This window comes from Flavobacterium luteolum, from assembly GCF_027111275.1.
GTDB classification, from domain to species: domain Bacteria; phylum Bacteroidota; class Bacteroidia; order Flavobacteriales; family Flavobacteriaceae; genus Flavobacterium; species Flavobacterium luteolum.
This window is the reverse complement of the sequence record NZ_CP114286.1, coordinates 4,296,025-4,316,842: the sequence shown is the minus strand read 5'-3', so window position 1 is coordinate 4,316,842 and position 20,818 is coordinate 4,296,025. Positions and strand designations below refer to the sequence as shown.

25 protein-coding genes are annotated in these 20,818 nt (G+C 32.3%); 14 read left to right on the top strand and 11 right to left on the bottom strand.

The genetic code is table 11. The features are described 5' to 3' along the window. Positions 1-75: 75 nt before the first annotated feature. The 3 genes from OZP10_RS18600 to OZP10_RS18590 all read left to right on the top strand — a co-directional run bounded on the left by OZP10_RS18600 (position 76) and on the right by OZP10_RS18590 (position 2,152). Positions 76-927 carry an aldose 1-epimerase family protein gene (locus OZP10_RS18600; RefSeq protein WP_281632197.1) on the top strand — a complete coding sequence of 284 codons (852 nt, stop codon included), beginning with the start codon at positions 76-78 and terminating at the stop codon, positions 925-927. Between the two features lie 9 nt (positions 928-936). Next, on the top strand, positions 937-1,485 hold the full coding sequence (locus OZP10_RS18595; RefSeq protein ID WP_281632196.1) for a GNAT family N-acetyltransferase: 549 nt from the start codon (positions 937-939) through the stop codon (positions 1,483-1,485). A 112-nt stretch (positions 1,486-1,597) separates the two neighbouring features. Beyond that, positions 1,598-2,152 carry a DUF3575 domain-containing protein gene (locus tag OZP10_RS18590; protein WP_281632195.1) on the top strand — a complete coding sequence of 185 codons (555 nt, stop codon included), beginning with the start codon at positions 1,598-1,600 and terminating at the stop codon, positions 2,150-2,152. 1 nt (position 2,153) lies between these two features. Here the strand turns inward: OZP10_RS18590 and OZP10_RS18585 are convergent, their stop codons facing one another. Together OZP10_RS18585 and OZP10_RS18580 are read right to left on the bottom strand one after the other, a co-directional pair. Further along, the gene (locus OZP10_RS18585) at positions 2,154-2,378 is read right to left on the bottom strand and encodes a VF530 family protein (protein ID WP_281632194.1); all 225 of its coding nucleotides are present in this window, start codon (positions 2,376-2,378) and stop codon (positions 2,154-2,156) included. 106 nt (positions 2,379-2,484) lie between these two features. Then, positions 2,485-3,123: a hypothetical protein gene (locus tag OZP10_RS18580; protein WP_281632193.1), complete on the bottom strand. Its 639-nt coding sequence runs from the start codon at positions 3,121-3,123 to the stop codon at positions 2,485-2,487. A gap of 139 nt (positions 3,124-3,262) precedes the next feature. Between OZP10_RS18580 and smpB the strand changes: the two genes are divergently transcribed. From smpB to OZP10_RS18565, 3 genes are all read left to right on the top strand, one after another. Beyond that, complete coding sequence (smpB, locus tag OZP10_RS18575; protein WP_177209986.1) at positions 3,263-3,718, top strand: SsrA-binding protein SmpB; 456 nt, start codon at positions 3,263-3,265, stop codon at positions 3,716-3,718. Positions 3,719-3,799: 81 nt separating this feature from the next. Further along, a complete protein-coding gene (locus OZP10_RS18570) occupies positions 3,800-4,438 on the top strand; it encodes a putative periplasmic lipoprotein (protein ID WP_281632192.1) in 639 nt (212 codons plus the stop codon). An 88-nt stretch (positions 4,439-4,526) separates the two neighbouring features. Beyond that, complete coding sequence (locus tag OZP10_RS18565) at positions 4,527-5,576, top strand: Fic family protein (protein WP_281632191.1); 1,050 nt, start codon at positions 4,527-4,529, stop codon at positions 5,574-5,576. A 30-nt stretch (positions 5,577-5,606) separates the two neighbouring features. Here the strand turns inward: OZP10_RS18565 and OZP10_RS18560 are convergent, their stop codons facing one another. Then, complete coding sequence (locus tag OZP10_RS18560; protein WP_281632190.1) at positions 5,607-6,248, bottom strand: protein-L-isoaspartate(D-aspartate) O-methyltransferase; 642 nt, start codon at positions 6,246-6,248, stop codon at positions 5,607-5,609. Positions 6,249-6,460: 212 nt separating this feature from the next. Between OZP10_RS18560 and OZP10_RS18555 the strand changes: the two genes are divergently transcribed. The 8 genes from OZP10_RS18555 to OZP10_RS18520 all read left to right on the top strand — a co-directional run bounded on the left by OZP10_RS18555 (position 6,461) and on the right by OZP10_RS18520 (position 13,783). After that, positions 6,461-7,426 (top strand): Gfo/Idh/MocA family protein, encoded by a 966-nt coding sequence (locus OZP10_RS18555; RefSeq protein ID WP_111369704.1) that lies wholly within the window; start codon positions 6,461-6,463, stop codon positions 7,424-7,426. Positions 7,427-7,512: 86 nt separating this feature from the next. Next, a complete protein-coding gene (locus OZP10_RS18550) occupies positions 7,513-8,400 on the top strand; it encodes a 3-hydroxyacyl-CoA dehydrogenase family protein (RefSeq protein ID WP_281632189.1) in 888 nt (295 codons plus the stop codon). Between the two features lie 40 nt (positions 8,401-8,440). Next, complete coding sequence (locus OZP10_RS18545; RefSeq protein WP_281632188.1) at positions 8,441-8,983, top strand: hypothetical protein; 543 nt, start codon at positions 8,441-8,443, stop codon at positions 8,981-8,983. Further along, positions 8,962-9,621 carry a YggS family pyridoxal phosphate-dependent enzyme gene (locus tag OZP10_RS18540; RefSeq protein WP_281632187.1) on the top strand — a complete coding sequence of 220 codons (660 nt, stop codon included), beginning with the start codon at positions 8,962-8,964 and terminating at the stop codon, positions 9,619-9,621. Before OZP10_RS18545 ends, OZP10_RS18540 begins: the two co-directional genes overlap by 22 nt. An 86-nt stretch (positions 9,622-9,707) precedes the next feature. After that, positions 9,708-11,069 carry an exonuclease domain-containing protein gene (locus tag OZP10_RS18535; protein WP_281632186.1) on the top strand — a complete coding sequence of 454 codons (1,362 nt, stop codon included), beginning with the start codon at positions 9,708-9,710 and terminating at the stop codon, positions 11,067-11,069. A gap of 30 nt (positions 11,070-11,099) precedes the next feature. After that, positions 11,100-11,939 (top strand): ion transporter, encoded by an 840-nt coding sequence (locus tag OZP10_RS18530; protein ID WP_281632185.1) that lies wholly within the window; start codon positions 11,100-11,102, stop codon positions 11,937-11,939. Positions 11,940-12,091: 152 nt separating this feature from the next. Beyond that, positions 12,092-13,021 (top strand): tRNA (adenosine(37)-N6)-dimethylallyltransferase MiaA, encoded by a 930-nt coding sequence (miaA, locus tag OZP10_RS18525; RefSeq protein ID WP_281632184.1) that lies wholly within the window; start codon positions 12,092-12,094, stop codon positions 13,019-13,021. A 15-nt stretch (positions 13,022-13,036) separates the two neighbouring features. Next, entirely contained in the window at positions 13,037-13,783 is a 747-nt protein-coding gene (locus tag OZP10_RS18520) for an acyl-[acyl-carrier-protein] thioesterase (RefSeq protein WP_177209996.1), read from the top strand. Positions 13,784-13,999: 216 nt separating this feature from the next. On the opposite strand, the gene OZP10_RS18515 is transcribed toward OZP10_RS18520, so the two are convergent. The 8 genes from OZP10_RS18515 to coaE form a co-directional block, all read right to left on the bottom strand. Then, the gene (locus OZP10_RS18515) at positions 14,000-14,533 is read right to left on the bottom strand and encodes a hypothetical protein (protein WP_281632183.1); all 534 of its coding nucleotides are present in this window, start codon (positions 14,531-14,533) and stop codon (positions 14,000-14,002) included. Then, positions 14,520-15,209: a peptide chain release factor H gene (gene prfH, locus OZP10_RS18510; RefSeq protein WP_281632182.1), complete on the bottom strand. Its 690-nt coding sequence runs from the start codon at positions 15,207-15,209 to the stop codon at positions 14,520-14,522. The genes OZP10_RS18515 and prfH overlap by 14 nt, the downstream gene beginning before the upstream one ends. Before the next feature lie 14 nt (positions 15,210-15,223). Further along, positions 15,224-16,615, bottom strand: coding sequence for an RtcB family protein (locus tag OZP10_RS18505; protein WP_281632181.1), 1,392 nt, complete (start codon positions 16,613-16,615; stop codon positions 15,224-15,226). Between the two features lie 3 nt (positions 16,616-16,618). Beyond that, positions 16,619-17,029: a hypothetical protein gene (locus tag OZP10_RS18500; RefSeq protein ID WP_281632180.1), complete on the bottom strand. Its 411-nt coding sequence runs from the start codon at positions 17,027-17,029 to the stop codon at positions 16,619-16,621. A gap of 77 nt (positions 17,030-17,106) precedes the next feature. Beyond that, the gene (locus OZP10_RS18495) at positions 17,107-17,364 is read right to left on the bottom strand and encodes a hypothetical protein (protein ID WP_281632179.1); all 258 of its coding nucleotides are present in this window, start codon (positions 17,362-17,364) and stop codon (positions 17,107-17,109) included. A gap of 489 nt (positions 17,365-17,853) precedes the next feature. Next, positions 17,854-18,570 carry a response regulator transcription factor gene (locus tag OZP10_RS18490; protein WP_008463080.1) on the bottom strand — a complete coding sequence of 239 codons (717 nt, stop codon included), beginning with the start codon at positions 18,568-18,570 and terminating at the stop codon, positions 17,854-17,856. Between the two features lie 3 nt (positions 18,571-18,573). Continuing rightward, the gene (locus OZP10_RS18485; protein WP_281632178.1) at positions 18,574-20,160 is read right to left on the bottom strand and encodes a sensor histidine kinase; all 1,587 of its coding nucleotides are present in this window, start codon (positions 20,158-20,160) and stop codon (positions 18,574-18,576) included. 59 nt (positions 20,161-20,219) lie between these two features. Continuing rightward, on the bottom strand, positions 20,220-20,816 hold the full coding sequence (gene coaE, locus OZP10_RS18480; RefSeq protein WP_281632177.1) for a dephospho-CoA kinase: 597 nt from the start codon (positions 20,814-20,816) through the stop codon (positions 20,220-20,222). Positions 20,817-20,818 lie beyond the last annotated feature (2 nt).

Genomic DNA, 20,818 nt, shown 5'->3' with positions numbered 1-20,818 from the left:
CTTTTTCTTAAAAAAATAAATTTTATAAAATATATTTACATCTATTAAAAGAATATTCATTTTAGATTCAACATTGTGACTACAACTATCTCAAATTCTATATTAAAAGCTTCTATTAAACATGCTGGAGCCGAATTATTTTCTATAAAAGACAATCAAAACAACGAATATATTTGGGAAGGTAATCCCGATTTTTGGGGTAAGCATTCGCCAGTACTTTTTCCAATTGTAGGGACTTTAAAAAATAACACTTACACAATCAATGAAAAAGAATACCATCTTCCGCGTCATGGTTTTGCGCGTGATATGGATTTTGAATTGATTGAACAAACAGAGAGTAAAGCTGTTTTCTCTCTTAAATCTTCTGCAGAAACATTACTGAAATATCCTTTTGAGTTTGAATTACAGCTTATTTATACACTTAATGAAAACGCATTAGAACTTGAATACAAAGTAATAAATAACGGAAAAGAAAAAATGCCCTTTTCAATTGGAGCACATCCGGCAATCGCACTTCCAGACAACTTTGAAGATTATGCCTTCCAATTCGAAAAAGAAGAAAATTTAAAATATTATCTACTTGAAAACGATTTGATTTCTTCTAAGACCAAAGCTTTAGAAACAAAAGACAATTTAGTTCCTTTAAATTACGAGCTTTTCAAGAATGATGCATTAATTTTCAAAACATTAGATTCAAAATCCCTAACTATTCTGAACAATTCAAAACCGTATGTAAAAGTTAGCTATAATGATTTTCCAAGTTTAGGAATCTGGACTAAAGAAAATGCGCCATTTATCTGCATTGAGCCTTGGCTTGGCTATTCAGATACTGATGAAAACACTGGCGATTTATACAAAAAAGAAGGAATTTTGATTTTGGATGGAAACAAAAATTTCAGTGCAAAATTTAGTATTACTATATTATAACAAAACAAAATGTTAGATTTTAACTTTACTCCATTTCCAATAATAGAAACAGAACGTTTAATTTTAGACAGACTAACAGATAAAGATGTAAAGGAGGTCTTTGAATTACGCTCTAATCCTGAAAACATGAAATATATTCCTAGACCTCTGGCAAAAGATCATGGGGAAGCTTTGGAGCTCATTAGAATGATTGATGAAAAAATTGATACTAATGAAGGAATAAACTGGAGTGTCCGATTTAAAAATGATTCTAAATTAATCGGAATTATTGGGTATTATAGAATGCAACCCGAAAATTACCGTGCTGAAATTGGTTACATTCTTTCACCCGATCATCATGGAAAAGGAATTGTGACAGAAGCAGTAAACCATCTGATTAAATACGGCTTTGAAGATTTAAAGCTTCATTCAATTGAAGCCGTAATTGATCCAGAAAATTATGCCTCTGAAAAGGTATTGCAAAAATGTGGTTTTGTTAAAGAAGCTCATCTAAAAGAAGTAGAATTTTGGGAAGGAAAATTTTTAGACAAGGTAATTTACTCATTATTAGAAAAGTAGGTTTTTATACTTGTTAAAAAAATCTTATAGACAATAGTTATCTACCATTATACGTTATATTTGCGCTCAAAATCAGCAAAAAAAGCTGCCTTTTGAATTCCAAAAATATCTTATGAAAAAATTATTCGCCCTAATTGTTCTTTTATTTTGTGTGCAAATGCAAAGTCAGACTTTTGTAAAATTTAATGGAGCTACAGCTTTGTTGGCTATTCCGAACATTGGTATTGAAACTAGTATTGGAGAAAAAACAACTTTTAGTGCTGATGTAATGGCTTCTTTTTGGGAATCTATTAATGGCCATAGCCCTATGAAATTTGTTACTGTTACTCCCGAAATTCGTTATCATTTTAAAGAAAAATACAATGGATTTTATGCGGGAGCTCATATAGGCGCAGATAAATATGACATACAAAAATGGAATTATTGGGACACTAACATGTATGAGCATGGCTTCGGTTATAGAATTGGAGCTACAGTAGGTTATAATCTAAAATTAAGTGATAAATTTTTACTTGACTTTTTTGTAGGTGGTGGATGGCACCAAGGATTTTATCACGGATATTATAATGACGGAACTCCAGGAAGATATGAAAAAGCAGTACACTGGAACAAAAGTGGTGAGTGGCTACCATATCGTGGCGGAGTTATGATTTCGTACAAATTATAAATCAGCTTAACTTAGGAAGTGTTTTGATGTAAAGCTCCTCTACTTTCTTACGAGCCCAATCTGTTTTTCTTAAAAAAGTAAGACTTGATTTTACACTTGGGTTTGAGATAAAGCATTTTATCGGAATTAATTCCCCTAAAGTATCAAACCCATAATAATCGACTAAGGTTTCAACAATTTTTTGAAGTGTAATTCCGTGTAAAGGATCTTTGGATTGATTTTGCATCTTATACTTTTTTAATAATATCAAAAGACCGTACTTCAAAAAAGTACGGTCTTCTTTTTTTGCAAAATTACTAAAAGAATTTTACGTTAATCAAATAAAGAATAAATTAGAATATAAATTTAAAACCTACAGAAACAGGAGAAGTCAAGTTTGGATTACTTCCTGCCAAAGCGGTATTATAAAATGGGTCAACATTAGCAACATGTGCCAATCCAAAATTGGTAACAGTTGTTTTTTCTCCATCTTGAGCTTTTAATGTTGTAGAAGTAAAATTAGCCAAATCATAAGAGAACTCTACAGAGAAGTTTTTTGTAACAAAATAATCTAAACCTCCAGATACTGATAATCCAACTTGATTAACTTTCAATTCACTTTCCTTCTCTTTTCCAGTAATAACAGGGATTGCTGCTTGTCCGAAGAAATATAATGAACCTGCTACGTTCCAATATTTTCTAATTAAAGGCTGAACAACAATTAAATCTGTCTTTGCAGCTGTTCCCGCATCTGTCTGGGCTTTGATATTAATATATCCAACACCTGCCCCAACAGCAACTGATGGAGTAACAAATGTACCTACAACTGGAATAACAGATAAATTTGTGTTTTTATTACCCTCATTTTTAGTCTGCTGATAACCAAACTGAGAAGTTGCAAACCAAGCTCCTTTTAACCCTTGAGACGAATCTTGAGCTTTAGCAGTTAAACCGATTAACACCATACTCACTAATGTTACAATCTTTTTCATTTTATTTCGTTTTTTTTTAATTACAGGACAAACTTATGTGTAAGCTTTCTGCTTAAGGCTGATTAAAATCATAGATTTAAAAAAAACTTTAATTATCTTTAACTGCCACATTTTTCAATTTTGTCTTACATTTGCAACCATGATAAAATCAGTCAATATACTTAACAAAAGAGCCCGATTCGATTATGAAATAATCGACACTTATACTGCTGGAATTGTTTTGGCGGGAACAGAAATTAAATCTATACGTCTAGGAAAAGCAAACATTACCGAAAGTTTTTGCGAATTCAGTGGCATGGAACTTTTTGCCATTAATACTTATATTGAAGAATATTCTTTTGGAAACCAATTCAATCATAAATCACGAAGTGAAAGAAAACTGCTTTTAAATAAAAAAGAATTAAAAACGCTTCATAAAAATGTTCAGGCAAAAGGTTTAACGATTGTACCTTTAAAGCTATTTACAAACGAAAAAGGTTTGGCTAAACTACAAATTGGTCTTTGTAAAGGGAAAAAGAATTATGACAAACGTGAATCTTTAAAAGAACAAGACACCAAACGTGATTTGGACCGTATTAAAAAAGCTTATAATTAAAACCAAATTTAATTTTCTCTAAATGATACATTTATAATATTTTATCGTTATTTTTATTACAAAATAATTTAACTGTAAAATATGAAAAAGTACTTAGTTTTGTTTTTCGCTATAGCAGCGTTTTCAAGTTGCGGCAGTAATACATCAATTGTAAACAGCTGGAGAGATCCAGATGTAACGATTACACAAGAACAGTTTAAAAAAGTTTTGGTGGTAGCTTTAGTCAAAGATGAAGCTTCGAGACGAATTATTGAAAACAGAATTGCTGCTGGTAATCCGGTTTTTAAAACTTCATATCAGTATTTAAATGCAACCTCCCAATTAACGCAAGAACAAAAACTAAAGGTCTTACAAGACGAAAACTTTGACGGCGTAATTAGTATGCGTTTGGTCAGCAAAGAAAAAGAGGTTAATTATGTTCCCGGAACTTATACAGGAATGTATTATGGCGGTTTTGACGGAATGTATACAGGCATGTATGGATACGGTTTTGGAAACTGGTATGGCATGTATTCTCCAAACTTTTATGATCCCGGTTATTACCAAGAAACCACTTCTTACATGGTCGAAACCAATGTATTTTCATTAAAACAAAACAAATTAATCTGGACAGGAACTACAGAGTCACAATATGTTACAGATTTAGGCCAAACAGTAGACGCGATTATGCAAACAGTGGTAAAAGAAATGCGAAAAGATGGCTCTTTGCCTCCAAAATAGAATAAAAAGAAAAGCAACTTTAAGTATGTTGCTTTTTTTATGTTTAAATTTATGACTAATTTTGTCAAGACTATAATTTTCATCAAAAATGAAATCACTTTTAAAAAACGCAAGAGAGCAAAAAGGTCTTAAAACCCGTGAGTTGGCTCAACTGGCGGGAATAGATCAAGCATTAATCAGTAAATTTGAATCGGGAACGCGTAAACCAACAAAAGAACAAATTTCAAAACTAGCCCAGCTTTTAGAAATTGATTACGAAACTTTAATGATTGCCTGGCTTAAAGAAAAAATTCTTTATGAAATTGGCGATGAAGAATTTGCTTTGAAAGCATTAAAAGTTACTGAAGACGAAATCAAATACAACAAGACAGTCTCTAATCTTAAACTATCTACTTCTTTAGAAAAAATCTTAAAAGAAATTGATCTTCTAAAAGAAAAATTAGATTCATACAGACAATTCGACAGCTTTAAGATCAAACAAGCATTGGAACTTGAATATACATTTGAAAGCAATAGAATTGAAGGAAATACTATGACTCTTCGTGAAACAGATATGGTTATAAATGAAGGTTTAACAATTTCTGGAAAAAGCATGCGAGAGCATCTTGAAGCTATTAATCATCAAGAAGCAATTGCTTTTATTAAAGATTTAATGAACAAAAACAATTCACTAAACGAGCGCGATCTTTTATCAATTCATAATTTAATTCTAAGAGGAATAATTCCCGAAGATGCAGGACGATATAGAAAAGTTCAGGTTATGATTCAAGGAAACACTCACATGCCTCCACAACCTTTAATTGTTCCTCAAGAAATGGAAGAATATTTTACTTGGTATGAAATCAATAAAAATAAATTGCATCCTGTTATTTTGGCAGCCGAAATGCATGAAAGATTGGTTACAATTCATCCATTTATTGATGGCAATGGAAGAACTTCAAGATTAATAATGAATTTAATTTTAATGCAAAAAGGCTATCTCATTGCTAATATTAAAGGAGACTACGAAACCCGAATGCAATATTATCAGTCTTTAGAAATTGCTCAGACTAAAAAAGACAAAGACGATTTTTTTCTTTTTATAGCACAAAAAGAAAAAGAAAGTCTGGAAAGATATATTTCAATTCTTACTCAATAAAAAAAGCCCAGCTAAAACTGGGCTTTCTTATTAATTTTTATCTTCTAATAGAGGAACAAATCTAAATTCTCCAAACTCATGTTTTTCAAATTGAGTTTCGTTCTTTCTAATCAATAAAGTCATAATCTGGATATCTTCTCCTAACGGAATAACCAATCTACCTCCTATTTTCAATTGTGCCATTAAAGGCTGTGGAATAAAAGGCGCACCCGCTGTAACTATAATACTGTCAAATGGCGCAAAATTTGGCAATCCTTTATATCCATCTCCAAATGTAACGTGCTTAGGGCGAATATTTAATTTTGGAAATAAGTTTGACGTTTTTTTAAACAATTCACTTTGTCTTTCAACAGTATATACTTTAGCCCCAAGCATAAACAAAACAGCAGTCTGATAACCAGAACCGGTCCCGATTTCAAGAACTTTATGATCTCTTTTTACTTCCAACAATTGCGATTGAAAAGCAACTGTGTATGGCTGCGAAATAGTTTGTCCTGCTCCAATAGGAAAAGCCTTGTCTTGATAAGCATAATCTTCAAAACTTGAATTTAAAAAAAGGTGTCTCGGGATTTTTTTTATCGCATCCAGCACCGCTTTATCAGTAATTCCTTTCTGCTCTAAAGTAGTTACTAATTGATTACGAAGTCCTTGATGTTTGGCAGTATCTTTCAAAATTAGGTAGGTTTTATTTTCGCAAAAATAAGAAACAAAACAGGATTTCAAATATTGATTTTTAAATAATAAATTAATACAGTCGAAAGTCAAAAGTTGAAAGTCAAAAAACACGTATGATAATTTACAATTCGCTATTTACAACACACAATTCACTAAATTCATTTTCACAGTAAACAAATAAATTATATTTTTGTTTAAAATACATTCTCATGTTAAAAGTAGGAGTTTTAGGTGCTGGTCATCTTGGTAAAATACATTTACGCTTATTACAACAATCTGACAAATACGAATTAGTTGGATTTTACGACGAAAATCAAGAAAATGCCGAAAAAATCTCAAAAGAGTTTGGCTACAAAAACTTCAGTACAATTGCAAAACTCATTCACGCTGTCGACGTGATTGATATTGTAACTCCAACTCTCTCACACTATAAATGTGCTAAAGTTGCCATAAAATCAGGAAAACATATCTTTATTGAAAAACCAATCGCAAACACTGTAGAAGAAGCCGAAGAAATTATCGCTTTAGCAAATGAATACAATGTAAAAGGGCAAGTAGGTCACGTAGAGCGTTTTAATCCCGCTTTTATTGCTACGAAAAATATGATCGAAAATCCGATGTTTATAGAAACGCATCGTTTGGCAGAATTTAATCCGCGTGGTACAGATGTTCCTGTGGTTTTAGATTTAATGATTCATGATATTGATGCTATTTTAAGCGTTGTTAATTCAAAAGTAAAAGATATTCATGCAAGCGGTGTATCTGTAATTAGTGATACTCCAGATATTGCCAATGCTAGAATTGAATTTGAAAATGGCTGTGTTGCCAATTTAACTGCAAGTAGAATTTCTTTGAAAAACATGCGCAAATCACGTTTCTTTCAAAAAGACGCTTATATTTCTGTTGACTTTTTAGAAAAAAAATGTGAAGTGGTTCGTATGAAAGATGCCCCAGAAGTTCCAGGAGATTTTGATATGATTCTTCAAAATGCTGAAGGAGTTAAAAAACAAATTTATTTCACTAATCCAGATGTTGAGCAAAATAATGCAATCTTAGATGAATTAAATTCGTTTGCAGATGCAATAAACAACAATACAACTCCAGTTGTAACACTTGAACAAGCAACAGACGCATTACGTGTAGCGTATCAAATTATTGATTGTTTCAATAAATAGTTAAAAAAAAACAAAATAAATAGCCACGAATTCACGAATTATTTGGTGAATTCGTGGCTAAATCATAAAAAAATATCTAGCGCAAAATGAAAACAATAGCTGTAATTGGAGCAGGAACAATGGGTAACGGAATTGCTCATACCTTTGCACAAAGCGGATTTACCGTAAAATTAATCGATGTTTCTGAAAAATCTTTAGATAAAGGAATGGCAACTATTGCTGCCAATTTGGATCGTATGTTATCTAAAGGCACAATAACTCAAGAAGACGTCACCAAAACTATAACTAATATTATTACTTATACTGATATTAAAGACGGTGTTGTAGGTGTCGATCTTGTTGTTGAAGCAGCTACTGAAAACGTTGAATTAAAACTGAACATCTTCAAACAATTGAATGAATATTGTTCACACAATACGATTTTAGCAACCAATACTTCTTCTATTTCTATTACACAAATCGGAGCTGTTGTAGCACATCCAGAGCGTGTTATCGGGATGCATTTTATGAATCCAGTGCCGATTATGAAATTGGTAGAAATCATCCGTGGATACAATACAAGTGATGAAGTAACTAAAATCATCATGACTTTATCTGAAAAATTAGGTAAAGTTCCTGTTGAAGTAAACGATTATCCAGGTTTCGTTGCAAACAGAATTTTAATGCCTATGCTAAACGAAGCAATCGAAACGCTATACAATAAAGTTGCCGGAGTTTACGAAATCGATACGGTAATGAAATTAGGAATGGGACATCCAATGGGACCGCTTCAATTAGCCGATTTTATTGGTCTTGATGTTTGTCTTGCCATTCTAAATGTAATGTACGACGGATTCAAAAATCCTAAATATGCTCCTTGCCCGCTTTTAGTAAATATGGTTAGAGCCGGAAAACTAGGAGTTAAATCTGGAGAAGGTTTTTACGATTATAGCGAAAGCAAAAAAGCAGAGAAAATTTCGAAGCAGTTTATCTAGTATTTCCATTTCAAAAGTAAGCTTACTTTTCGTCTAAGATATGATTACATTTGAGGGAAAACATAAAAAATTAAAAGCTAGAATTTTAAGCGAAAGACCTTTTGCTTTCTTACTTGTATTTATAATTTATTCATTTGTAATTTCTCGATTTTTTGAGGACAAAGATCTAAGATATTACGCATATTTTCTTGAATTAGCTCTTTTGATATTATGCATTGTATTAGCTATAAATTCATTCAAAAGCATTATCAATTTAGTTACCATTGATGAAAACAAGATAATATTAGAAGGTGAAGACTTTAATACAAAATGGAAAAAGTCAGTTTCCTTAAAAGAAACAAAAATTGAGGCAAAATGCAAGTCAACTCGTGGAGGTTTGTGTAGCACTACCTTTTATTTAAAATTAAAAAACGGAAAAAAAAGTTACATTGTAAATTCATTTCAAACATTTTCAGACGAACAAATTCTCAAAATGTTTAATGAATTTAAAACATACAAAGGAGAAAAAATTATAATTGACGAAAAGTTAGACATAATGAGAACCCAGGAAAAAATAGAAAAATGTCAATCGCATCGAATTTAAATACAATTAAAGCAACTTTACCTGAACACGTAACTCTTGTTGCCGTTTCAAAAACTAAACCTGTTTCAGACTTGATGCAGGCTTACGAAGCTGGACAGCGCATTTTTGGAGAAAACAAAATTCAGGAAATGACTGAAAAATGGGAACAAATGCCAAAAGACATCCAATGGCATATGATTGGTCATGTTCAGTCGAATAAAGTCAAATTTATGGCGCCATATGTCAATTTGATTCACGGGGTTGATAGCTTGAAATTATTGCAAGAAATTAACAAACAAGCTGTAAAAAACAATAGAACAATAGATTGTCTTCTTCAAATTTATATTGCTGAAGAAGAATCTAAATTTGGCTTAGACGAAAACGAATTAAATGAACTTTTAACTTCTGTGGAGTTTAAAGAGTTAAAAAATATTCGTATCTTAGGTTTAATGGGAATGGCAACATTCACAGAAGATCAAAATCAAATAAAAAAAGAATTTACACATTTAAAATCGATTTTTGATTCGATAAAAAATCTGAAAACTGAAAACTGCAGCCTAAACACGATATCAATGGGAATGTCTGGAGATTATCAATTGGCAATAGAATGCGGAAGCACAATGGTACGCATTGGAAGCAGCATTTTTGGCAGACGTTAATAACTGTTGTAAAGGCGCACTGCAGTACGTAGAAAAACTGAACACTAATTTCGATAATAATCGAAACTGAACACTGAACACATAATTTGTACGCAATATTAGACATAGAAACAACTGGAGGACAGTTTAATGAAGAGGGAATTACCGAAATCGCCATCTATAAATTTGATGGTCATGAAGTAGTCGATCAATTCATCAGCCTTGTCAATCCTGAAATTCCAATCCAGCCTTTCGTTGTAAAACTTACTGGAATCAATAACGCTATGTTGCAGTCAGCTCCTAAATTTTATGAAGTTGCAAAACGCATTATCGAAATTACTTCAGATTGCGTTATTGTTGCTCACAACGCTTCTTTCGATTATAGAATCCTTAGAACTGAATTTCGTCGTTTAGGTTACGATTTTGAAGCTAAAACACTTTGTACAGTTGAATTAGCCAAAAAACTAATTCCAGAACAACCTTCATACAGTTTAGGAAAACTAGTCCGTGCACTTGGAATTCCGATGGCTGATAGACATCGTGCCAGCGGAGATGCTATGGCTACAACCAAGCTTTTTAAAATGCTTTTGGAAAAAGATGTCGAAAAAACAATCATAAAAGATTTTATAAAACTGGAAGTCGAAAAAGGGATTTCTCCAAAATTTTTAGACATTCTCAGCCAAATGCCAACAAAAACTGGCGTTTATTATATCTATAACGAAAGCGGCACTTTAATTTACATTGGCAAAAGCCAAAATATCAAAAAAAGAGTCAATCAGCATTTTACCGGAATTACAACCAAAAGCAAAAGAATCCAGGCAGAAGTTTTTACCATAACGTATGACGAAACCGGAAGCGAATTAATCGCACTTTTAAAAGAAAGCCAGGAAGTAAAAGTTAATCGTCCGCGATACAATCGTTCGCAGAAAAAATCTGTATTTCCAATAGCTTTATATGCCGAAAAAGATTCAGACGGTTACATCAACTTAAGATTGGAAAAAGCTGACGGACGTAAAAAAGAAATTACCTCTTTTGCTTCGTTACAAGAAGGAAAAAATGCACTTTTCAGATTTACGTCAAAATACCATTTGTGCCAAAAACTTACAGGTTTATATCAAACCAAAAAAGAGTGTTTTCAATATAAAATCAAAGAATGCGACGGCGCCTGCATTGGCGAAGTTACTCCAGAAATTTACAATTTAAGAGTACAGCAATTCATTTCAGAAAACAGCTTTGAAAACAAAAGCATGGTATTGATAGACAGAGGTAGAAATGTAAACGAACGAAGTGCAATTCTAATTGAAAACGGAATATACAAAGGTTACGCGTATTACGATCTTAATTATCAAATTACGAATATCGAGATCTTAAAAAATATTCTGGTTCCAATGCAGCATAATCGCGACGTAAAAAATATCATTCAGAGTTATATCCGCAAAAGCAAGTCATTAAAAATACTTCAATTTTAACAAAACAAAACTTTGATTATCTTTAAGGATATGAAAAAGACAAAATCACAATACGAAATCTTCAGAGAAAAAGTCAAAATCGTTCTATATGGCACCAATACCATCTTAGGACGAATGTTCGATTTAGTATTGCTAGGTTTAATCTTATTGAGCGTGCTTTTAATAATGCTTGATACTGTTGAAGGCGTAAGTTCTAAATATCACGAACAATTATTAGTCTGTGAATGGATAATTACCATATTCTTTACCATCGAATATGTACTAAGAATTATTTCAATCCAAAAACCAGTCAAATACATTTTCAGCTTTTACGGAATCATCGATTTGCTTGCCGTCTTACCTATGTATTTGTCGATTTTTTTTCCTGGCGCGAGTATTTTATCAATCGTAAGAGCGTTGCGTTTTCTCCGATTATTCAAGATTCTGCATATTCCGCAAATCAATCATCAATCCCTGCAACTAAAAGAAGCCATCGAAGCCAGCAAAGAAAAAATTCTGGTTTTTATTTATTTTGTCTTAATCAGCACCGTAATTATCGGTACAATCATGTATCTGGTTGAAGGCAGAGAATCTGGATTTACCAGTATTCCAATGGGAATCTACTGGACAATTGTTACGCTTACAACGGTCGGTTATGGGGATATTTCGCCACAAACGCCGCTTGGACAATTTATAGCCGCTTTTGTTATGATTTTAGGTTACGGAATCATCGCCGTTCCAACCGGAATTGTAACCGCCGAATTTGCAAAAAGCAGTCTGAAAGGTAGTTTTGTAGGCACAAAAAAAACATGTAGAAATTGTCAATCTCAAGTCCATTTCGATAACGCAAAATATTGCTACGAATGCGGAACCGAATTGCCAAATAATTAATTATAGAAGCTAATCCAGCTGTACATTCCAACTCCTCCTTATATTTGTAATTTTTTAAGGCATAAAAGGAGCTTCCGTTGGTCGCTCTTTTACACCAAAAAAATTCAACAAATATAAGTCCGGGGTTTCCATTTCCATCTGGGCTAAAAATTATGAAATACTTAATTACCATTGTCGGACCAACAGCTATAGGCAAAACAGCCTTAAGTATTGCTTTGGCACAACATTTTAAATGTGAGATTGTATCATGCGACAGCCGTCAATTTTTCAAAGAAATGACTATCGGAACCGCAGTCCCAAGTCAGGAAGAACTAAAATCTGCCAAACATCATTTCATTCAAAATAAATCTATTTTTGAAAGCTACACCGTTGGTGACTACGAGAAAGAAGCTTTAGCTAAGATTGAAGAATTATTCCAGACCAATGATTTCGTTATCCTTATTGGCGGATCAGGTTTATATGTTGATGCCATTTTAAAAGGTTTTGACGAATTTCCAGAAATTGATCCAAAAGTTCGACAAGAAGTAAATTTAAACTACGAAAAACTCGGAATCGAATATCTTCAGGAGCAACTCAAAAATTTAGATCCAGAATATTATCAAAAAATAACTGTAGAAAATCCGCAGACTTTACAAAATCCACAACGAATGATGCGTTTTGTAGAAGTGTGTCTTGGAGCTCAAAAACCTTATTCTTCTTTCTTAAATTTAAAGAAAAACAATCGAGACTTCACTCCTATTTTAATTGGTTTAGATGCCGACAGAGAAATCATTTACAGCAGAATCAACCAGCGTGTTGATATCATGATGAACGAAGGATTATTAAAAGAAGCCGAAGCACTTTATCCTAACAAAGCGTTAAATGCGCTTCAAACGGTCGGTTATAGAGAATTATTTAGTTATTTTGACGGAGAATTCACTTTGCCTTTTGCAATAGAAGAAATCAAAAAAAACACACGAAGATTCTCAAAAAGACAATTAACGTGGTTCAAACGAAACGAAAACACCAAATGGTTTGATTATTCGACTGACAGAAATGAGATTATTCATTACATCGAAGAAAATCTAAAATCATTAATCTAAAATCTAAAATTTACAATGCCAATATCTCCCAATTTCACATCAGTTTTAAGCAAAGACTGGGAAATCAATTTTACACAATGTACGCCTACAGGTTTTTTAAAATATACCGATTTGTGTAATATTTTACAATTAACCGCAGCTGCACATTCAGAAGTTGGCGGAATCAGCTTTTATGACATGCAGGAATTTGATCAAGCATGGGTTTTAAGCCGAATGCGTGTTGAAATTACGGCATTACCAAAATGGCAAGACGTTGTTACCGTAAAAACGTGGATTAATAGCCTAGAAAACTCACGTTCTGTTCGTGCATTGGAAATGTATGTAAACGGAAAAAAAATAGTAGGTTGCGAAACCTATTGGGCAGTTTTCAATACAAAAGCACGTCGGCCAGAAGCTCTAGCACTGCCTTTTGAACATTTCGAATTATTCCCAGAAAACAGAGCAACGGAAGAAGGTTTTTCTAAAATAAACATCAATCACGAAAAAGAAGCCGTTTTCGAAAAAACAGTATATCTATCCGATTTAGATATTGTAAATCATGTAAATAACGTAAAATATCTGGAATGGTGTTTGGATCATGTTGATCCAAAAAGAATCATGAAACAAGAAGTAAAAAGCTTCGAAATGAATTTCATGAAAGAACTTTCACTGCAAGATAATGTTGTTATTCACGAAAGCGAAGACGACGATCATACAACAGCAACATTCAGCATTACAAAAGGCGAAAAAACGTGCTTTGCTTTGGAATTGCATTGGAAGTAAAAAGATTAAAAGGCATTTTAACCCCAGCCTTTCCTCGATATTGTCATTTCGACGTAAGGAGAAATCTTCGCAAGAAGCTCCGCAACGAATGTCCAATCTTTGTAGAGCTTCTTGCGAAGATTTCTCCTTACGTCGAAATGACAAACTTGATGTATATCTACACTTGAGAAACAAAAAAAAAACGATGCAATTTTGCATCGTTTTTTTTGTTTAAAATCATTTCGATTTCTTCTTCGAATCCTTTCTAGATTTCTTTTCTTTCTTCTTTTCCAACAAATCAATTTTTCCTTTTATTCTTTTCTCTACTTCACTAATTCCTGAATCATAATCATGCTGAATAGAATATAATTTTGCCTGCTTAATTTCTTTTAAAGCATCTTTAAATTTATGCTGTACTTCTAACAAAACTGCTTTTTTGATGTAAATCTCCGCCTTATTGATTCCTTTCACCGTCAAAGCAAAATCAATTAATCTTTGCGCTTCTTCATAATCTTCATTTAAAATCAATGTTTTTAAATAATACGGATATACTTCAAGTGCTTGAATATTAATCGATAAAGCTTGCTGAAAATAAGATTTCGCTTCTTCATAATTCATTAATTGTTCTGCCTGAATTCTTCCGTACAGACACAAAACCATTGTATTTTTGTCATCATAAGAAAAAGCATAATCTAAAGACTCTATTGTTCCTTCAAGCCAAAACGGATAATTATCCAAAGCCTGAAAAAGGTATTTATCAGTTGTTTTCATTTCTTAAATCGTTTTTTAATTTCTGACGAGTTCCTTTGTAGCTTTTCTCAACTTTATTCTTTTTAAAATCACTTCCCATAAAAACTCTAATTGGATTTCCACGCTCTACATTGAGCTGGTTTTCCCATTGTTTTTCTACGTGACTTTTAAGCTGAACTAGTTTCTCGTCTTCTAGTTTTTTTAATAATCTTTCTGTTGCCAGTTTTTTGTTTTGGTGCTGCGAACGGCTGTCCATTACTACAACAGCAATTCCTGTTGGGATATGTGTCGCACGAATTGCCGAACTCACTTTATTTACATGCTGACCGCCAGCACCTGAACTTCGCATCGCTTGATATTGAATGTCATTCTCTGAAACTGATGCATTTTTCTTTGGTTCAATTTCAAAAATTCCAATAAACCAGTTTTTGCGTTTGTGCATTTTCCTAAACTGACTCTGACCAATCCACTGAATCGTTCCGACCCAAGATTTCATAAACTGATCGGTATTTTTTCCTTTTACAGAAATCGATGCAGTTTCAATCGTTCCGTTCTCTTCTCCTTTTTCTCTTTGGAGTAAAACGACGTCTAAATCCTGATCTTGAGCTTCCTCCAAAACTTTTTTAAGCACTTGAGCGACAACCCAAGTGCATTCTGCAGGTCCGCGACCTGCTGTTATTTGAATTATTCTTTCCATAATCTTTTCTCTCTTTAGCGGTCCATTCTAACAATCTTCGGAGTAAATGTTCCCAGAACTTCAACCAAATCGGTTTGATTTGCCATTACTTTTGTAATGTCTTTGTATGCCATTGGTGCTTCATCAATATTTCCTCCAATCAGGGTTACCTCATTTGCTTTCAAAACCTTTTTAACTTCACTTTGTGTAAATGTACTTTTACATTTTGCTCTCGAAAACAAACGTCCCGCACCATGCGAAGCCGAATTTAAACTTTCAGAATTTCCTTTTCCTTTCACAATAAAACCCGGCGCAGTCATCGAACCTGGAATAATTCCCAATTGTCCTTCATTAGCTGGTGTTGCACCTTTTCTATGCACAATACTTTCCTGACCGTTTACGATTTCTTTCCAAGCAAAATTGTGGTGATTTTCAATCGTTACTACCACTCTTTTTCCAATCGCTTTGGCAATTCTTCTATGAATATCATCATGGCAAGCTTTTGCATATTCTCCAGCTAAATTCATCGCCAGCCAATATTCCTGACCGTCATGCGTATTCAAATCTAGCCAAGCTAAATGCTGTACATTTTTTGGCAGCGGACATTGTTTTGTTGCCAAATAAGTATAATGCTTCGCAATATTTGCGCCTAATCCGCGAGAACCACTATGTGAAAGAACTGCGAAATATTCACCTTTTTCTAATTTCCATTCGTTCTCTGGATTTTCAATTTTGGCAATTCCAAATTCTACAAAATGATTTCCTCCGCCTGAAGTTCCTAATTGTTTATAAGCTTTTGGCAAAAGATTTTTTAACAACGGAATATCCTGAAATCCACTATTGTAAAATACCTCATGATCAACTCTAGAAACATGAGTTTCATACATTCCAAATTTTGTATTATCTTTTAAAATTGCTTCCAATTGATGTTCTTTTCCTTTAAAATGAGAAGCCGGCAAATCAAAAATCGAAAGACTCATTCGACATCCAATGTCAACACCAACTCCATACGGAATCACGGCATTATCAGTTGCCAGAACTCCCCCAATTGGCAATCCGTAACCAGAATGAGCGTCTGGCATTAAAGCTCCTGCAACAGAAATTGGCAGTTTCAATGAATCATACAATTGAAATTTAGCCTGCTCATCAATTTCATTTTCTCCAAAAATTTTAAATGGCGCTCTAGTATTTTTCAGCTGATGCATTCTTACCTGAACCGGTTTAATTAAGCCTTCTGCTACTTTTCCCCAAGTTCCGTTTCCTTCATATTTTTCAGGATGTAATAAAACGTCTTTTGCTTCTGTTAGAATAGATTCTTTTTTTTCTCTTTTTCTATATCTGTTTATCTGCCCTAAGGCGATGTTTATTGAATTGTTCTTTGGAAAACCTAATTTAATCAGGTCTTTTCCAGATAATTTATTTCCCATGATTTATATCATTTCATCTGTATATTGCTGATACAATATATGTAGACTTTTATTTTTAATTGGACTTGTCTCTTTTGGTTTTTCTTTTTCATAGTAACTCCATTTACGAGAACTGCCGTGCATTAATCTGTTTGTTTTATCTCTAAGATTATGATTAACAATGTAATTTTCAACAACTTGAATTTCACTTTCCAAGTCCGAATCAACCATTTTTGTATGTGTTATCATATAAGGGCTAACACGAAGCACATATCGCCAAGGCTCATTAAATACATAATGAATTTTGTATCGTTTACAATTGCCGCACCAGCGCTCTCTTTTATAAAAATGTGTTTTTTCTTTTTCAGTCAATTCTAATTTTGAACTTTTCCATTCCCACTCTGAAAATTCTTTTACAGTTTGGAATTTCTCCACATAAACATGTTTTCTTTTTCTTTTTTTCTTTCTCTCAAAAGATTTTTCAGGAGAAAACTGCCAAGTATTTATTTTTTCTAATAATTCCTTAAAAATGGAGCTTCACTTGATCTGGAAATATCATCTCTTAATTTAAAGTTTCGTTGCCAGCCTTTTTGATAAGGAATTTCTAAAGGCATTAATGGTAAGTCTTTACGCTTATTCCAAAGTTCAATTTCAAGTTTTCTTAACTGAATTAAATGTTTTTCAAAATCTTCTTTTACTAATCTTTTTTTCCTTCTTTTATTTTTAAAACGAGCACACAAAGCGTACTCATCTACAGTATAATTTTCCATAAAAAATTATCATGCATTAAATTAATAGCCAAACTAGGCTAACCATCTTATCCAAAAGGATAAATTTTAAAATCGCTTTTTCGGGAAAATTTTGAAGTGTCTAGAATAAAAAAAGCCCGAAACTTATTGTCTTCGGGCTTTTTTATATATCTAAAAATGTATTTCTAAGATTGAAATAGGCCACGAAGAACTGCTTCACCAAATCTGTTTGGTGTGAAGCTTTGTGATGTCGATGTAAGTACAAACATTTTTTCTTCGTTTTAAAGGGTTATTATTTTTTTCGTGTGCAAATATTCAGAATTGTTTTTTGATTTTCCAAATTATTTTAAAGAAAATTCTTTAAAACAATTTTAAACTAGAAACAACTTAATGATCAAAATCAACATATCACTTTAGTAATCAAAATATTAGACTAATTAAAAAACACTTCATTTTGTAGCAAAAAAAAGCCCTGATTTCTCAGAGCTTATATTTTTTTAGTGAATTCAATTATTCAGAAACTTTGCTTTTTACAACTAATCTGAAACCTTCACCGTGAATGTTCAAGATTTCAACATCTTCATCAGCTTTTAAGTATTTTCTCAATTTAGCGATGTAAACGTCCATACTTCTTGATGTGAAGTAATTGTCATCTCTCCAGATTTTAGTTAAAGCTAATTCTCTTGGCATTAAATCATTTTCATGAAGAATTAACATTTTAAGCAATTCATTCTCTTTTGGAGATAATTTTATTGGTTCTTCATCTTGGAAAGTCAAGAATCTTAATTTTGAATTTAAGTGGAATTTACCAATATTAAACTCAAACTGTACTTGTTCTGCTTTTGTATCTGCTGATTTTCTTTGAATAATTGCTTTAATTTTCATTAAAAGAACTTCAGAATCAAAAGGTTTATTTAAATAGTCATCAGCACCAGCTTTGTAACCTTTTAATACATCCTCTTTCATAGATTTTGCTGTTAAAAAGATAATTGGCACTTCACTGTTCTTCTCTCTAATTTCTTTGGCCAAAGTGTAACCATCTTTATAAGGCATCATTACATCCAAAATGCATAAATCATATACATCTTTCTTGAATTTCTCGAAACCTTCCATACCGTTTTTAGCTAAAGTAACTTCAAAGTCATTTAACATTAGATAATCTTTAAGAACCGCCCCAAAATTTAGGTCATCTTCTACTAAAAGTATTCTTTTGTTAGTATTTTCCATATTTTAATTTATTAATGGTATTTTTATTATAAAGGTGCTACCTTTTCCTTTTTCGCTTTCTACATATACTTGACCATTGTGATCCTCTACTATTCTTTTTACATAAGCCAATCCTAAACCATGCCCTTTTACATTATGAAGATCTCCGGTATGTTCTCTATAAAACTTCTCAAAAACTCGTTTTTGAGCTATCTTACTCATTCCTAGTCCATGATCTTTTACTTTTATCAGAATCATGTCTTTCACATTTTCTGTAAAAATCTCAATCTTTGGAGTATCTGGAGAATATTTTATTGCATTTTCTAAAATATTAACCAGTACGTTTGTAAAATGAACTTCGTTAATTAAAACTGTTGTTCTGGCAGCATTGTAATGTTTTTCGACAGTTCCTTGTCTGTCTTCTAAAATTAGATTAACGTGCTCAATTGCATCATCTATTATATCTGTAACTACTGTAGGTTCTTTTGTAATATCAAGCTCTCTTTTTTCTAATTTAGAAATACGCAATACATTTTCAACCTGAGCGTGCATTCTTTTATTTTCATCCCGAATCATTTGAAGATAACGATAAACTTTTTCTTTATCTTCAATAACCTTAGGACTTCTAATAGCATCTAAAGCTAAGTTTATTGTAGCAATCGGAGTTTTAAACTCGTGCGTCATGTTATTAATGAAATCTGTTTTAATTTCAGAAATATGTTTCTGACGCAACAGTTGATTTAATGCACTCGTATAAGCTACAATTATAATCAAAGTAAAAACTATCGATAAAATAGTAATACTTAATAATTCGGACAATAAGAACTTCTTTTTATGAGGAAAAGTAACCGAGAGTTCATATTTGCTATTTCCTTCATTATCTGTATAAATCGGAATGCTATAAGTAGCTTCTTTATCGTAATGAAATCCGTCAGATTTTATTTTTGTTGGATTGCCACTGCTGTATATTCCGAATTCAAATTTGGTTTTTACACCATATTCTTCAAGTTCTTTCTTCAATAATTTACTCAGCTTATCTTTTGTAATCCTACCTTCTATTGGAGTCAAAGAAGCGATGTCTTTATATTGAATTTGCTGTTGAACTTTATTTAATATATCTAAACTTCCTGATTTTTCAATTTTAAGATCAGGAATAATACTTTGTCCTAAGCTATTATTATCAATTCCATTGTTATTATTATAAACTTCAGTTACTCTTCTTGAACTAAAATTTTTAAAACGCTCGCTGCTGAATTTTTTGTTAAAAACCGAACCATTAATATCATAATCCTCAGATGTCAATGTATTCGAATAAACAATTGTTTTGTTTGTTTTAGTATTTCTTTGAACATAAAATACTTGCAACAAATCTTCTTTTTTTGGAATTTTACCCGTACTATCTTTAATACGGTTGTATTTGTCGTAGAAACTGTACTCTTCTTGTTGTTCCAGCTTATCTGCAACATTTCCAATTACTTGAGTAACGTGGTATTTAAACTGCTCTTCATTATTTTTGAACGAAGAATTGAACCAAAACACTTGTACCAGAATTATCCCTATTAAGGACAGACTCATCAATAAAACAAGTATTCTAAAAAATAATTTATTCATCGAAACAAAATTAATATTTTAACAATATACTAAATAATACATTAACCAAATATTAACATTTAAGACTGTTTTTGTTTTATATTTAAAATTTTAAGAATTTTAACAACTTCTTCTTTAGCATTTTTAAGATTATTGTTATTAATCACGAAATTGCTCTTAGAAATTCGTTTTTCATCATCCCACTGCATTTTCATTCTACTTAAAACTTGTTCTCTTGTGGTTTTATCTCGTTTTATAACTCGTTCAATTCTCACCTCTTCTGGAGCTGTAACGGTTATAATTACGTCGCATTCTTTGTAACGGCCACTTTCAAATAGAATAGCCGCTTCGTAAATCACATAATCATAATCTTCATGCTTTTTCAACCAAACTTCAAAATCCAGTTTTACAGCTGGATGAACAATAGCATTTAATTTTGCCAATTGCTCTTTATCATTAAAAACAACCTGTGCTAATTTGGCACGATTTAAAACTTCACCATCAAAAATGTTGCCACCAAAAGTAGATTTTACTTCTTCAAGGATATTTTTTGACTGCAGTACTCTTTTTGCACCGTCATCAGCAATATAAACAGGAACACCCATTTCTTCAAAATAGTTTGCTACAGTGGTTTTACCGCTGCCAATTCCTCCTGTAAGACCAATAACTTTTGTCATTC

Bases quoted from the DNA above. Each gene is read 5' to 3' on its own strand.
- OZP10_RS18595 (WP_281632196.1), top strand. From the start codon at position 937: ATGTTAGATTTTAACTTTACTCCATTTCCAATAATAGAAACAGAACGT.
- OZP10_RS18590 (WP_281632195.1), top strand. From the start codon at position 1,598: ATGAAAAAATTATTCGCCCTAATTGTTCTTTTATTTTGTGTGCAAATG.
- OZP10_RS18585 (WP_281632194.1), bottom strand. From the start codon at position 2,378: ATGCAAAATCAATCCAAAGATCCTTTACACGGAATTACACTTCAAAAA.
- OZP10_RS18580 (WP_281632193.1), bottom strand. From the start codon at position 3,123: ATGAAAAAGATTGTAACATTAGTGAGTATGGTGTTAATCGGTTTAACT.
- smpB (WP_177209986.1), top strand. From the start codon at position 3,263: ATGATAAAATCAGTCAATATACTTAACAAAAGAGCCCGATTCGATTAT.
- OZP10_RS18570 (WP_281632192.1), top strand. From the start codon at position 3,800: ATGAAAAAGTACTTAGTTTTGTTTTTCGCTATAGCAGCGTTTTCAAGT.
- OZP10_RS18565 (WP_281632191.1), top strand. From the start codon at position 4,527: ATGAAATCACTTTTAAAAAACGCAAGAGAGCAAAAAGGTCTTAAAACC.
- OZP10_RS18555 (WP_111369704.1), top strand. From the start codon at position 6,461: ATGTTAAAAGTAGGAGTTTTAGGTGCTGGTCATCTTGGTAAAATACAT.
- OZP10_RS18550 (WP_281632189.1), top strand. From the start codon at position 7,513: ATGAAAACAATAGCTGTAATTGGAGCAGGAACAATGGGTAACGGAATT.
- OZP10_RS18545 (WP_281632188.1), top strand. From the start codon at position 8,441: ATGATTACATTTGAGGGAAAACATAAAAAATTAAAAGCTAGAATTTTA.
- OZP10_RS18540 (WP_281632187.1), top strand. From the start codon at position 8,962: ATGTCAATCGCATCGAATTTAAATACAATTAAAGCAACTTTACCTGAA.
- OZP10_RS18530 (WP_281632185.1), top strand. From the start codon at position 11,100: ATGAAAAAGACAAAATCACAATACGAAATCTTCAGAGAAAAAGTCAAA.
- miaA (WP_281632184.1), top strand. From the start codon at position 12,092: ATGAAATACTTAATTACCATTGTCGGACCAACAGCTATAGGCAAAACA.
- OZP10_RS18520 (WP_177209996.1), top strand. From the start codon at position 13,037: ATGCCAATATCTCCCAATTTCACATCAGTTTTAAGCAAAGACTGGGAA.
- OZP10_RS18515 (WP_281632183.1), bottom strand. From the start codon at position 14,533: ATGAAAACAACTGATAAATACCTTTTTCAGGCTTTGGATAATTATCCG.
- prfH (WP_281632182.1), bottom strand. From the start codon at position 15,209: ATGGAAAGAATAATTCAAATAACAGCAGGTCGCGGACCTGCAGAATGC.
- OZP10_RS18505 (WP_281632181.1), bottom strand. From the start codon at position 16,615: ATGGGAAATAAATTATCTGGAAAAGACCTGATTAAATTAGGTTTTCCA.
- OZP10_RS18495 (WP_281632179.1), bottom strand. From the start codon at position 17,364: ATGGAAAATTATACTGTAGATGAGTACGCTTTGTGTGCTCGTTTTAAA.
- OZP10_RS18490 (WP_008463080.1), bottom strand. From the start codon at position 18,570: ATGGAAAATACTAACAAAAGAATACTTTTAGTAGAAGATGACCTAAAT.
- OZP10_RS18485 (WP_281632178.1), bottom strand. From the start codon at position 20,160: ATGAATAAATTATTTTTTAGAATACTTGTTTTATTGATGAGTCTGTCC.
- coaE (WP_281632177.1), bottom strand. From the start codon at position 20,816: ATGACAAAAGTTATTGGTCTTACAGGAGGAATTGGCAGCGGTAAAACC.